Annotated in this window: 12 protein-coding genes; 7 read left to right on the forward strand and 5 right to left on the reverse strand. The window is 71.7% G+C overall.

The genetic code is table 11. From position 1 onward, the window contains the following. Window positions 1–85: 85 nt before the first annotated feature. From acs to M4D82_RS15490, 5 genes are all read left to right on the forward strand, one after another. On the forward strand, window positions 86–2,041 hold the full coding sequence (gene acs / locus M4D82_RS15470) for an acetate--CoA ligase (protein ID WP_249766607.1): 1,956 nt from the start codon (window positions 86–88) through the stop codon (window positions 2,039–2,041). A gap of 213 nt (window positions 2,042–2,254) precedes the next feature. Further along, entirely contained in the window at window positions 2,255–3,730 is a 1,476-nt protein-coding gene (gene nhaA / locus M4D82_RS15475) for a Na+/H+ antiporter NhaA (protein ID WP_249766608.1), read from the forward strand. A 54-nt stretch (window positions 3,731–3,784) separates the two neighbouring features. After that, entirely contained in the window at window positions 3,785–4,243 is a 459-nt protein-coding gene (locus M4D82_RS15480) for a phage holin family protein (RefSeq protein ID WP_249766609.1), read from the forward strand. Continuing rightward, on the forward strand, window positions 4,240–5,211 hold the full coding sequence (locus M4D82_RS15485; protein ID WP_249766610.1) for an alpha/beta fold hydrolase: 972 nt from the start codon (window positions 4,240–4,242) through the stop codon (window positions 5,209–5,211). Before M4D82_RS15480 ends, M4D82_RS15485 begins: the two co-directional genes overlap by 4 nt. A gap of 128 nt (window positions 5,212–5,339) precedes the next feature. Continuing rightward, window positions 5,340–5,513, forward strand: a complete 174-nt coding sequence (locus tag M4D82_RS15490; RefSeq protein WP_249766611.1) for a hypothetical protein — start codon at window positions 5,340–5,342, stop codon at window positions 5,511–5,513. A gap of 28 nt (window positions 5,514–5,541) precedes the next feature. Here M4D82_RS15490 and M4D82_RS15495 read toward each other — a convergent pair whose 3' ends face one another. The 3 genes from M4D82_RS15495 to nth form a co-directional block, all read right to left on the reverse strand. After that, window positions 5,542–6,744, reverse strand: a complete 1,203-nt coding sequence (locus M4D82_RS15495; RefSeq protein ID WP_249771840.1) for a MarP family serine protease — start codon at window positions 6,742–6,744, stop codon at window positions 5,542–5,544. Between the two features lie 13 nt (window positions 6,745–6,757). Next, on the reverse strand, window positions 6,758–7,504 hold the full coding sequence (locus tag M4D82_RS15500; protein ID WP_249766612.1) for an NUDIX hydrolase: 747 nt from the start codon (window positions 7,502–7,504) through the stop codon (window positions 6,758–6,760). 80 nt (window positions 7,505–7,584) lie between these two features. Beyond that, window positions 7,585–8,502, reverse strand: coding sequence for an endonuclease III (gene nth / locus M4D82_RS15505; protein WP_502988937.1), 918 nt, complete (start codon window positions 8,500–8,502; stop codon window positions 7,585–7,587). A gap of 250 nt (window positions 8,503–8,752) precedes the next feature. Here nth and M4D82_RS15510 point away from each other — a divergent pair, with 250 nt between their 5' ends. Together M4D82_RS15510 and M4D82_RS15515 are read left to right on the forward strand one after the other, a co-directional pair. Beyond that, window positions 8,753–9,427 (forward strand): Crp/Fnr family transcriptional regulator, encoded by a 675-nt coding sequence (locus tag M4D82_RS15510; RefSeq protein ID WP_003981529.1) that lies wholly within the window; start codon window positions 8,753–8,755, stop codon window positions 9,425–9,427. Window positions 9,428–9,570: 143 nt separating this feature from the next. Continuing rightward, window positions 9,571–10,389 carry a nucleotidyltransferase domain-containing protein gene (locus M4D82_RS15515; RefSeq protein WP_249766613.1) on the forward strand — a complete coding sequence of 273 codons (819 nt, stop codon included), beginning with the start codon at window positions 9,571–9,573 and terminating at the stop codon, window positions 10,387–10,389. Between the two features lie 53 nt (window positions 10,390–10,442). Here the strand turns inward: M4D82_RS15515 and M4D82_RS15520 are convergent, their stop codons facing one another. Next, window positions 10,443–11,294: an MBL fold metallo-hydrolase gene (locus M4D82_RS15520; RefSeq protein WP_249766614.1), complete on the reverse strand. Its 852-nt coding sequence runs from the start codon at window positions 11,292–11,294 to the stop codon at window positions 10,443–10,445. Beyond that, window positions 11,291–12,190, reverse strand: a complete 900-nt coding sequence (locus tag M4D82_RS15525; RefSeq protein WP_249766615.1) for an NUDIX hydrolase — start codon at window positions 12,188–12,190, stop codon at window positions 11,291–11,293. The genes M4D82_RS15520 and M4D82_RS15525 overlap by 4 nt, the downstream gene beginning before the upstream one ends. Between the last annotated feature and the right edge of the window lie 83 nt (window positions 12,191–12,273).

Here is a 12,273-nt window from a genome sequence, read left to right on the forward strand (position 1 = left end):
CTGGGCGTCTGACTGATGAGCTATGCCGGGGACACGTAGCGATGCCCCGGGGGACACAACGGACACCCTGGGAAAGGGAGATGTCGTGAGCAATGACAGCCTGGCCAATCTGCTCAAGGAGGAGCGGCGGTTCGCACCGCCCGCCGATCTGGCCGCCGCCGCCAACGTGACCGAGGCCGCGTACGCGCAGGCCGACGCGGACCGGCTGGGCTTCTGGGCCGAGCAGGCCCGGCGGCTCACCTGGGACACGGAACCGACGCAGACCCTCGACTGGAGCAACCCGCCGTTCGCGAAGTGGTTCGCGGACGGCAAGCTCAACGTCGCGTACAACTGCGTGGACCGGCACGTCGAGGCCGGCAACGGCGACCGCGTCGCTCTCCATTTCGAGGGCGAGCCGGGCGACAGCCGCTCGATCACGTACGCGCAGCTCAAGGACGAGGTCTCGCAGGCCGCCAACGCCCTCACCGAGCTCGGTGTGCGCGCCGGCGACCGGGTCGCCGTCTACCTGCCGATGATCCCCGAGGCCGTCGTCGCGATGCTCGCGTGCGCCCGTGTCGGCGCCGCGCACTCGGTGGTCTTCGGCGGCTTCTCCGCCGACGCCGTCGCCTCCCGCATCCAGGACGCCGACGCCAAGCTGGTGATCACCGCCGACGGCGGCTACCGCCGCGGCAAGCCGAGCGCCCTCAAGCCCGCCATCGACGAGGCCGTCGGCAAGTGCCCGCAGGTCGAGCACGTGCTCGTCGTCCGCCGCACCGGGCAGGACACCGCCTTCACCGAGGGCCGGGACGTGTGGTGGCACGACGTGGTCGGCCGTCAGTCGACCGAGCACGCCCCGCAGGCCTTCGACGCCGAGCACCCGCTGTTCATCCTCTACACCTCGGGGACCACGGGTAAGCCGAAGGGCATCCTGCACACCTCGGGCGGCTACCTCACGCAGGCGGCGTACACCCACCACGCCGTCTTCGACCTCAAGCCGGAGAGCGACGTCTACTGGTGCACCGCCGACATCGGCTGGGTGACCGGGCACTCGTACATCGTCTACGGGCCGCTCGCCAACGGCGCCACCCAGGTGATGTACGAGGGCACGCCGGACACCCCGCATCAGGGCCGGTTCTGGGAGGTCGTGCAGAAGTACGGCGTCACCATCCTCTACACCGCGCCCACGGCGATCCGTACGTTCATGAAGTGGGGCGACGACATCCCCGCGAAGTTCGACCTGTCGAGCCTGCGCGTGCTGGGCTCGGTCGGCGAGCCGATCAACCCCGAGGCCTGGATCTGGTACCGCAAGCACATCGGTGGTGACCGCTGCCCGATCGTCGACACCTGGTGGCAGACCGAGACCGGCGCGATGATGATCTCCCCGCTGCCGGGCGTGACCGAGACCAAGCCGGGCTCCGCCCAGCGCCCGCTTCCGGGCATCTGCGCCACCGTCGTGGACGACGAGGCGAACGAGGTCCCCAACGGCGGTGGCGGCTACCTCGTCCTGACCGAGCCGTGGCCGTCGATGCTGCGCACCATCTGGGGCGACGACCAGCGGTTCATCGACACCTACTGGTCGCGCTTCGAGGGCAGGTACTTCGCCGGCGACGGCGCGAAGAAGGACGACGACGGCGACATCTGGCTGCTCGGCCGCGTCGACGACGTGATGCTGGTGTCGGGCCACAACATCTCCACCACCGAGGTCGAATCGGCCCTCGTCTCGCACCCCTCCGTCGCCGAGGCGGCCGTGGTCGGCGCGGCCGACGAGACCACCGGTCAGGCGATCGTGGCCTTCGTCATCCTGCGCGGCAGCGCCTCCGAGACCGAGGGCCTGGTCGGCGAACTGCGCAACCACGTGGGCGCCACGCTCGGCCCGATCGCCAAGCCGAAGCGGATCCTGCCGGTGCAGGAGCTGCCGAAGACCCGCTCGGGCAAGATCATGCGCCGGCTGCTGCGCGACGTGGCGGAGAACCGCGCGGTCGGCGACGTCACCACGCTGGCCGACTCCTCGGTGATGGACCTGATCCAGACCAAGCTGCCGAGCGCGTCCGACGAGGACTGACCGGCGGTTCACCGAAGCGGAGTGAGGGCGTCCGGCGCACAACGCGCCGGACGCCCTTTCCACACGTAAGCTGACGATCACCTGATGTGACTGAGCACGCCCTGTAATATGCAAAATGCGTCAAGTTTTGACGCCTCCACAACTCAGGGTGCGCCGGGAAGTCTGGTCGGCAACTGCTTTTGCCGTGCCGTCGACCATCCGGAGGTCCCCACCGTGGCCACGCCCCCGTCCCGCTCCAGCCGCAAGTTCCTCGGCAGGCTCTCCCTGCCCGAGCGCCGCTTCGTAGCGGACGCCCTGCGCACCGAGACCGTGGGCGGCGTCCTCCTCCTGGTGGCCGCGATCGCCGCCCTCCTGTGGGCGAACATCCCCGCCCTCTCGGACAGTTTCGAGAGCGTGCGGAACTTCCACATCGGCCCCGCCGCCCTCGGCCTGGACCTCTCGCTCCAGCACTGGGCGGCCGACGGCCTCCTCGCCGTCTTCTTCTTCGTCGCCGGCATCGAACTCAAGCGCGAGCTCGTCGCCGGCGACCTGCGCGACCCCAAGGCCGCCGCCCTCCCGGTCGTCGCCGCCCTGTGCGGCATGGCCGTACCGGCGCTCGTGTACACGCTGGTCATCACCCTCGGCAACGGCTCGTCGGCCGGCTGGGCCGTCCCGACCGCGACCGACATCGCGTTCGCGCTCGCCGTCCTGGCGGTCATCGGAACCTCGCTGCCCTCCGCGCTGCGCGCCTTCCTGCTGACCCTCGCCGTCGTCGACGACCTCTTCGCCATTCTGATCATCGCGGTCTTCTTCACCAACGAGATCGACTTCCTGGCCCTCGGCGGCGCCCTCGCCGGCCTGGTCCTCTTCTGGTTCCTGCTGCGCAAGGGCGTCCGGGGCTGGTACGTCTACGTCCCGCTCGCCGTGGTCGTCTGGGGCCTGATGTACAACAGCGGCGTCCACGCCACCATCGCCGGCGTCGCCATGGGCCTGATGCTCCGCTGCACCCGCGCGGACGGCGAGGAGCACTCCCCCGGCGAGCACATCGAGCACCTGGTGCGGCCCGTATCCGCCGGTCTGGCCGTGCCCCTCTTCGCCCTCTTCTCCGCCGGCGTCTCGCTCTCCGGCGACGCGATCGGGCAGGTCTTCACCCGCCCCGAGACCCTCGGCGTGGTCCTCGGCCTGGTCGTCGGCAAGGCGGTGGGCATCTTCGGCGGCACCTGGTTGGCCGCCCGCTTCACCAAGGCCGAGCTGAACGAGGACCTCGCCTGGCCGGACGTCCTCGCGGTGGCCTCCCTCGCGGGCATCGGCTTCACCGTCTCCCTGCTGATCGGCGAACTCGCCTTCGCCGGTGACGCCGTCCTCACCGACGAGGTCAAGGCCGCCGTCCTGTTCGGCTCCCTGATCGCCGCGGTGGTCGCCTGCGTGCTGCTCAAGGTGCGCGACCGCAGGTACCGGGCGCTGATCGAGGCCGAGGAGCGCGACGAGGACCTCGACGGCATCCCGGACATCTACGAGCAGGACAACCCGGCGTTCCATCTGCGGATGGCGAAGATCTACGAGGAGAAGGCGGCGCAGCATCGCGCCCGTGCCGCGACGACGGCCCGAGCGCACGCCCCGGCCGAGGACCCTGCCGATGGCGCGGCCGAAGACTCGGCGGGCGTCTCTTCGGCGGGCGGATCCAGCGCCGGGGCCGACCGTCCGGCATGATCTGAGGGACGACGGAGGACAGCCGCCGGCAGAAGACGACAGAGGGAGTCAGAGATGAGCGCAGTGGACCAAGGGGCTCCGGGAGCCGAGCGCACACTCGGCCAGCTGGTCGCCTCGGCCACCGCCGAGATGTCCGCCCTGGTGCACGACGAGATCGCGCTCGCCAAGGTCGAGATCAAGCAGGACGTCAAGCGCGCGGGCATCGGCAGCGGTGCGGCGATCGTCGCGGGCGTGCTCGTGCTGTTCTCCCTCCCCGTACTGAGTTTCGCCGCGGCCTACGGGATCCACAATCTCGGGCTCGGCCTGGCCTGGTCGTTCCTCATCGTGGGTGGCGCGTTCTGGCTGCTGGCGGGCCTGATCGGGCTGTTGGCGATGGCGAAGTTCAAGAAGGTCAAGCCCCCGGTGAAGACGATCGAGTCGGTCAAGCAGACCGCCGCCCTGGTCGGCACCGTCAAGCCGCATCCGCGGCCGTTGAGTGACCAGGCCGTGGGTGTGGCACGCTCGTCTTCATGACAGCCCCCTCAGCGGATTCCGGCACCCCTCCGACGGCCGCCTCGGCGGTCCGGCTCGCCCTGCCCGGCGGGCGGGCGGTGACCCACCGGGACGTCGCGGCCAACGGGGCGCGCTTCCACGTCGCGGAGCTCGGTGACGGACCGCTGGTCCTGCTCCTGCACGGATTCCCACAGTTCTGGTGGACCTGGCGGCACCAGTTGGTGGCCCTCGCGGACGCCGGGTACCGCGCCGTGGCGATGGACCTGCGCGGAGTGGGCGGCAGCGACCGAACCCCGCGCGGCTACGACCCCGCGAACCTCGCGCTCGACATCACCGGCGTCGTACGGTCCCTCGGCGAGCCGGACGCCGCCCTCGTCGGCCACGACCTGGGCGGCTACCTGGCCTGGACGGCGGCCGTGATGCGGCCGAAGCTGGTGCGCCGACTGGTCGTCTCCTCCATGCCGCATCCGCGTCGTTGGCGTTCGGCGATGCTGGGCGACTTCGGGCAGACCCGCGCCGGCTCCCACATCTGGGGGTTCCAGCGGCCGTTCATCCCTGAGCGGCAGCTCGCCGCCGACGAGGGGGCGCTCGTAGGGGAACTGATCCGGGACTGGTCCGGGCCTCGGCTCCTGGAGGACGACGCGCGGGAGGAGACCCTCGCCGTCTACCGGCGGGCGATGTGCATCCCGTCGACGGCGCACTGCTCGATCGAGCCGTACCGCTGGATGATGCGGTCGATGGCCCGGCCGGACGGACTGCAGTTCTACCGACGGATGAAGCGGCCCGTACGGGTCCCCACGCTGCACCTGCACGGGTCCCTCGACCCCGTGATGCGGACGCGGAGCGCGGCCGGTTCCGGACAGTACGTGGAAGCCCCGTACCGGTGGCGGCTCTTCGACGGGCTGGGGCACTTCCCGCACGAGGAGGACCCGGTGGCGTTCTCGACGGAGCTCGTCAACTGGCTGAAGGACCCCGAACCCGACCGCTGACGGACCGCCACGCGGCGAACACAGCGTGCGTCACAGCAGTATGACAAGCATTCAATTGCCCGGCGCATAGGCCAATTGGCCGCCCCGGACGGGATTACCGACCTTGGGCCACGGGCACAGCTCGTTGTATGGGCTGGACGTACGACCACGGTGACACCACACGCGCACGCCGCTCCGCCACGACGGCGGGCGACCACGAGCGGGAGGGCCGCGACGGCCACGACCCCCGCCTCGGAATCCCACGCATCCTGCGCCGCCGGGCCCGCTGGGTCTCGGCGCGGCTGCGCCATCCCCGTGTCTAGAGCGACGTAGGGCTCGGGGCCTCGCGCCTCAGAGCGCGCAGCCCTGGCTGTCGACCCGGGCCTGAGCGGTCTTCCCGATGCGGATGTCGTCGCGGATCTCGTCCGCCGTCAGGGCGTAGCCGGTGGTCGGGTCGTCGAGCGACTTCGCGAAGACGACCCCGTACACCTTCCCCTCGGGGGTCAGCAGCGGGCCGCCCGAGTTGCCCTGCCGGACGGTCGCGTACAGCGAGTACACGTCACGGCGGACGGTGCCCCGGTGGTAGATGTCCGGGCCGTTGGCGTTGATCCGGCCGCGAACGCGGGCCGCGCGGACGTCGTAGGCGCCGTTCTCCGGGAAGCCGGCGACGATGGCGTCGCTGCCGCTCGTCGCGTCCTTGTCGGTGAACTCCAGCGCCGGGGCCTTCAGTTTGGGCACGTCCAGGACGGCGATGTCGCGCTCCCAGTCGTAGAGGACGACCTTGCCGTCGTAGAGCTTGCCCTCGCCGCCGATCTGCACGGTCGGCTCGCCGACCCCACCGACGACGTGGGCGTTGGTCATCACCTTGCCGGGCGCGAAGACGAAGCCCGTGCCCTCCAGCACCTTGCTGCAACCGGGGGCGGTGCCGACGACCTTCACGATGGACTGCTTGGCCTGCTCGGCGACGCCGTTGTCGGCGAGCCCCGGGTCGGGGGCCCTCACCTCGGTGATGGGCTCGTTGGAGAACGGGCTGAAGACCTGCGGGAAGCCGTTGCGGGCGAGGATGGAACTGAAATCGGAGAACCAGGTGTTGGCCTGGTCCGGCAGCACCCGCGACACCCCGAGGAGCACCTTGGAGTTGCGTACCTCCTTGCCCAGGGTGGGCAGCGAGGTGCCCGCGAGGGCGGAGCCGATCAGCCAGGCCACCAGCAGCATCGCGACGACGTTCACCAGGGCCCCGCCGGTCGCGTCGAGCGCGCGGGCCGGGGACCAGGTGATGTGGCGGCGGAGCCGGTTGCCGAGATGGGTGGTCAGGGCCTGCCCGATCGAGGCACAGATGATGATCACGACGACGGCGATCACCACGACCGTGGTGGACACCTGGGTGCCGTTGTCGGTCACCCGGTCCCAGATCAGGGGCACCAGGGACACGGCGACGAGACCACCGCCCAGGAAGCCGACCACCGACAGGATGCCGACGACGAAGCCTTGGCGGTAGCCGACGATCGCGAACCACACGGCGGCGAGCAGCAACAGGATGTCCAGCACGTTCACGTGGGTCACCGTCTCACGCGTGCCAGTCGAGCGGCACGCGACGTGAGCGGTCCCACGGTCGTTCCCAGCCCGAGAAGTGCAGGATCCGGTCGATCACGCCGGCGGTGAAGCCCCAGACCAAGGCCGACTCCACGGTGAATCCGGGCCCTTCGTGGCCCCTCGGGTGGACGACGGTGACCCGGTGGGCGGGGTCCGTGAGATCCGCCACGGGCACCGTGAACACCCGGGCCGTCTCGGCCGGATCCACCACGCCGACCGGGGACGGCGTACGCCACCAGCCCAGCACCGGGGTCACGACGAACTCGCTGACCGGGATGTAGAGCCGGGGCAGCGCCCCGAACAGCTGGACGCCGGCCGGATCGAGCCCGGTCTCCTCCTCGGCCTCGCGCAGCGCGGCGCGCAGCGGGCCGGTGGTGTGCGGGTCGCCGTCCTCCGGGTCGAGGGCGCCGCCGGGGAACGAGGGCTGGCCCGCGTGCGAGCGCAGGGTGCCGGCGCGCTCCTGGAGCAGCAGCTCGGGGCCGCGCGGGCCCTCGCCGAAGAGGATCAGCACGGCGGACTGGCGACCCCGGCCGTCCTCGGGGGGCAGGAAGCGGCTGAGCTGGCGCGGTCGGACGGTACGGGAGGCCTCCACGACGGGGTCGAGCCAGGAGGGCAGGCCGGCGGTGGTGAGCGCCGGACCTTCCGACGCCAGGCCGTCCGACGCCAGGCCGTCGCGCTCGCGGGCGGCGGCCGTGGTCTCGTCCTGTGTACCGCGCGTCATAGGCACCCCTGTTCGTCTTTCCGTTCAGCGCCGTCTCCCACACCGCTGAACGCGGTCCGGGTACCGATTCGTTCCACCGCTCAGGGCTGCGTACGGGCCCCCAGGGGCGGCGCGGGCAGGCCCGGGTAGTCCGGGGGCGGGCTCAGCCGCTGGCCCGGCTGACCGCCCTTCTCGTACTTCAGCAGCTTCTTCGCCTTCTCCGGGTCCGTTTCGCCTTCTCCGTACGCCGGGCAGAGCGGCGCGATGGGGCAGGCGCCGCAGGCGGGGTTGCGGGCGTGACAGATCCGGCGGCCGTGGAAGACGACGCGGTGCGAGAGCATCGTCCACTCGCTCTTGGGGAAGATCCCGCAGATCTCGGCCTCGACCTTCTCCGGGTCCACCTGCTCGGTCCACTTGAAGCGGCGGACCAGGCGGCCGAAGTGCGTGTCGACGGTGATCCCTGGGACGCCGAAGGCGTTGCCGAGGACGACGTTCGCCGTCTTGCGGCCCACGCCGGGCAGGCGCACCAGGTCCTCCAACCGACCGGGCACCTCGCCGCCGAAGTCGTCCCGCAGCGCCGCCGACAGGCCCATCAGGGACTTCGCCTTCGCCCGGAAGAACCCGGTCGGCCGGATGATCTCCTCCAGCTTCTCCGGGTCGGCCGCGGCCATGTCCTCGGGGGTCGGATAGGCGGCGAAGAGGGCGGGCGTCGTCTGGTTGACCCGCAGGTCGGTGGTCTGCGCGGAGAGGACCGTGGCGACGAGGAGCTCGAACGGATTGCGGAAGTCCAGCTCCGGATGGGCGTACGGGTACACCTCGGCCAGCTCGCGGTTGATGCGGCGGGCGCGGCGGATCATGGCCAGGCGGGATTCGGGCTTGGCGGGTCTCACCGCCTTCGCGGCAGCCTTCGCGGGCGTCGCGGCCTTCACGGGCTGCTCGGATGCTTTCTTGGCCGAAACTTTGCCCGGGGCGTCGGAAGCGATCTTCTCGGACGGCTCCACGAGGGCTTGTTCGCCCACGGCTGAATTCTGGGCCCCGGTCACTCCCGTAGACCCCTTGGCCTGTGCTCTCACCGGCTTATTGGACACCCGGCCAGCCTAAGGCCGGGCGCCGACACCCGCCCGGACCTCAGGTAACACCACCCCGATTGGTCTCTCGCCGCACAGCATGCCCGTCCGTCCGGCATCCTTGTGATTGATCGCACTGTTTGAGCCGTCCGGCAAAATGGGGAGCGGTCCCCACTAACTGGTCGACATAGGAGAGAGACTCGTGGACGACGTTCTGCGGCGTGCCCCGCTTTTCGCGGCGCTCGATGACGAGCAGGCCGCGGAGCTCCGCGCCTCCATGGGCGAGGTGACTCTCGCGCGCGGTGACGCCCTGTTCCACGAGGGCGACCCCGGCGACCGGCTGTATGTCGTGACCGAGGGCAAGGTGAAGCTCCACCGCACCTCCCCCGACGGTCGCGAGAACATGCTCGCCGTCCTCGGCCCCGGCGAGCTGATCGGCGAGCTCTCGCTCTTCGACCCGGGCCCGCGTACCGCCACCGCCACCGCGCTGACCGAGGTCAAGCTCCTCGGCCTGGGCCACGGCGACCTCCAGCCCTGGCTGAACGCCCGGCCCGAGGTCGCGACCGCGCTGCTGCGCGCCGTCGCCCGGCGCCTGCGCAAGACCAACGACCAGATGTCCGACCTGGTCTTCTCCGACGTCCCCGGCCGTGTGGCGCGGGCGCTCCTCGACCTGTCGCGCCGCTTCGGCGTGCAGTCGGAAGAGGGCATCCACGTCGTCCACGACCTGACGCAGGAGGAGCTGGCGCAGCTCGTCGGCGCCTCCCGCGAGACCGTGAACAAGGCCTTGGCCGACTTCGCCGGTCGCGGCTGGCTCCGGCTGGAGGCCCGCGCCGTGATCCTCCTCGACGTGGAGCGCCTCGCGAAGCGCTCCCGCTGAGCGCACGTCGTACGTCGTACGTCGCGAAGGGGTCCTGCCCGGTACCGGTACCGGGCAGGACCCCTTCGCGCATGCGGACACCCGACGCGGCGCTCGACCGAAAATGACCGCGGGCCCGAAGGCCGGGAGTGCACAGTAGCCCCATGGAGCACAGAGGGCTGGACGCGTACGGGTACATCGAGCGGGAGGGCGCCCTCGGGCGGATCCAGCCGGAGTTCTCCGGCGTCGTCGCGGCGGCCCGCGCCCGGATCTCCGAGGCCTACGGGCGCCGGCTGCACAGCGCCTACCTGTACGGTTCCGTCCCGCGCGGCACGGCCCGCCCCGGCCGCTCCGACCTCGACCTCCTGCTCGCCCTGCACCACGAGCCCACCGACGAGGACCGCGACACCGCCGAGGTGCTCGGGCAGGGGCTCGACGAGGACTTCCCGCAGATCGACGGCGTCGGCATCCTGCTCTACGACAAAGACACCCTGCTGAGCGAGCAGGAACGTTACGACCTGGGCTGGTTCCTCGCCTGCCTGTGCACCCCGCTGCTCGGGGCGGACCTGGCCGAACACCTGCCCCGCTACCGGCCCGACGCCACGCTCGCCCGCGAGAGCAACGGCGACCTGGCCCTGTTGCTGCCCCGCTGGCGGGCCAGGTTCGACGCCGCCTCGGCGCCGGCCGAGTACCGCAGGATGAGCCGCTTCTTCGCCCGCCACCTGGTGCGGACCGGATTCACGCTGGTCATGCCGCGGTGGGGCGGCTGGACCAGCGATCTCACCGAGTCGGCGGCGATCTTCGGCCGCTACTACCCCGAGCGGGCCGAGCAGATGCGGGACGCCGCCGTCGTGGCGCTGGAGCCCGTCGAGGACCCGGCCGTCGTGCGGTGGCTCATCGAGGACCTCGCGCCATGGCTCGCCGACGAGTACACCGCCCGGCACGGCACGAAGACGCCGCGCCGGACGCAGCAGCCCGCCTGAGGCCCTCCGTACGCCCTACGCGGCCCCGCCGGCACGCGCCGGCTGGTCGGCGTTCACTCGGGTCCTCCCGGGATCAGTCCGTGATCACGGAGGTATTCGAGCTGCGCGCGGACCGACCACGTGGCGGCGGGCCACAGCGAGCGGTCCACGTCGGCGTAGACGTGGGCGACGACGGCCTCGGGGGTGAGGAATCCGTTCTCCACCGCCGTTTCGACCTGCGCGAGCCGGTGGGCCCGGTGGGCGAGGTAGTACTCGACGGCGCCCTGGGCGTCCTCCAGGACCGGCCCGTGGCCCGGCAGGACGGTGTGCACGCCGTCGTCGACGGTCAGGGAGCGCAGCCGGCGCAGGGAGTCGAGGTAGTCGCCGAGGCGGCCGTCGGGGTGGGCGACGACCGTGGTGCCGCGCCCGAGGATGGTGTCGCCGGTCAGGACGGCGCGGTCGGCCGGCAGGTGGAAGCAGAGCGAGTCGGCGGTGTGGCCGGGGGTCGGCACGACGCGCAGCTCCAGGCCGCCGACGGCGATGACGTCCCCGCCGGCCAGGCCCTCGTCACCGAGCCGCAGGGCGGGGTCGAGCGCGCGGACCTTCGTACGGGTCAGCTCGGCGAAGCGGCCGGCGCCCTCGGCGTGGTCGGGGTGGCCGTGGGTGAGCAGGGTCAGCGCGATCCGCTTGCCGGCCCGTTCGGCGGTGTCGATGACGGCCCGCAGGTGGGACTCGTCCAGCGGGCCGGGGTCGATGACGACGGCGAGGTCGGAGTCGGGTTCGCAGACCAGCCAGGTGTTGGTGCCGTCGAGGGTCATGGCCGAGGCGTTGGGGGCCAGGATGTTGACGGCGCGGGCGGTCGCGGGTCCCGAGGAGACGACCCCGCGGGGCTGACCGGGGAGGGCGACGGCGTCGGCGTCGGTCATACGGTGCCTCCCGGGCGGACGCGCTTGGTGAACTCGTCGTGTCCGGGCCAGCTCAGCACCAGCTCGCCGTCGACGAGGGCGGCCCGTGCCAGGACGGGCGTCAGGTCCTGCTCGGCTGCCGCCGACAGCGCGGCGGCGGCGCTCGCGTGGGGCTCCAGGGAACGCAGGGTGGAGATGGTGGGCGGCATCATCAGCAGCTCGCCCTTGTCGTAGCCGGCGGCGGCGTCGGCGGGGCGGATCCACACGGTCCGGTCGGCCTCGGTGGAGGCGTTGCGGGTGCGCTGCCCCTCGGGGAGGGCGGCGACGAAGAACCACGTGTCGTAGCGGCGGGGCTCGAACTCGGGCGTGATCCAGCGGGCCCACGCCCCGAGCAGGTCGGAGCGCAGCAGCAGCCCGCGCCGGTCGAGGAACTCCGCGAACGACAGCTCCCGCCCTACGAGGGCCAGCCGGTCGGCCTCCCAGTCGTCCCCGGTGGTGTCGCCGACGACGGTCCCGGGTGTCCGTCCCGCGAGCAGGACACCGGCCTCCTCGAAGGTCTCCCGGACGGCCCCGCACACGATGGCCTGGGCGGTGGGGGCGTCCGTACCCAGGCGGGCGGCCCAGGCGTCCTGGTCGGGGCCGGTCCAGCCGATGCGGTGGTCCTCGTCGCGCGGGTCGACCCCGCCGCCCGGGTAGGCGTACGCGCCTCCGGCGAAGGCCATCGAGGAGCGGCGGCGCAGCATGTGCACGGCCGGCCCGGCGGGAGTGTCGCGCAGCAGCATCACGGTGGCGGCGCGTCTGGGTTCCACCGGGGTGAGCGAGCCGTCCGCGAGCGCGCGGATGCGGTCGGGCCACTCCGGTGGGTACCACTGGCCTCCGGCGGGGGGCTGCTGCTGACCGTGCTGACCATTCGGCATGGCCGGATGCTACGACCATCCGGCCCGATGTTCGAGGGCGGCCCCTCGGCGGCGGCCGTGGCGACGGTCCGGTCCATGCCCCG

It is taken from the genome of Streptomyces sp. RerS4 (assembly GCF_023515955.1).
In the GTDB taxonomy this organism is placed as follows: domain Bacteria; phylum Actinomycetota; class Actinomycetes; order Streptomycetales; family Streptomycetaceae; genus Streptomyces.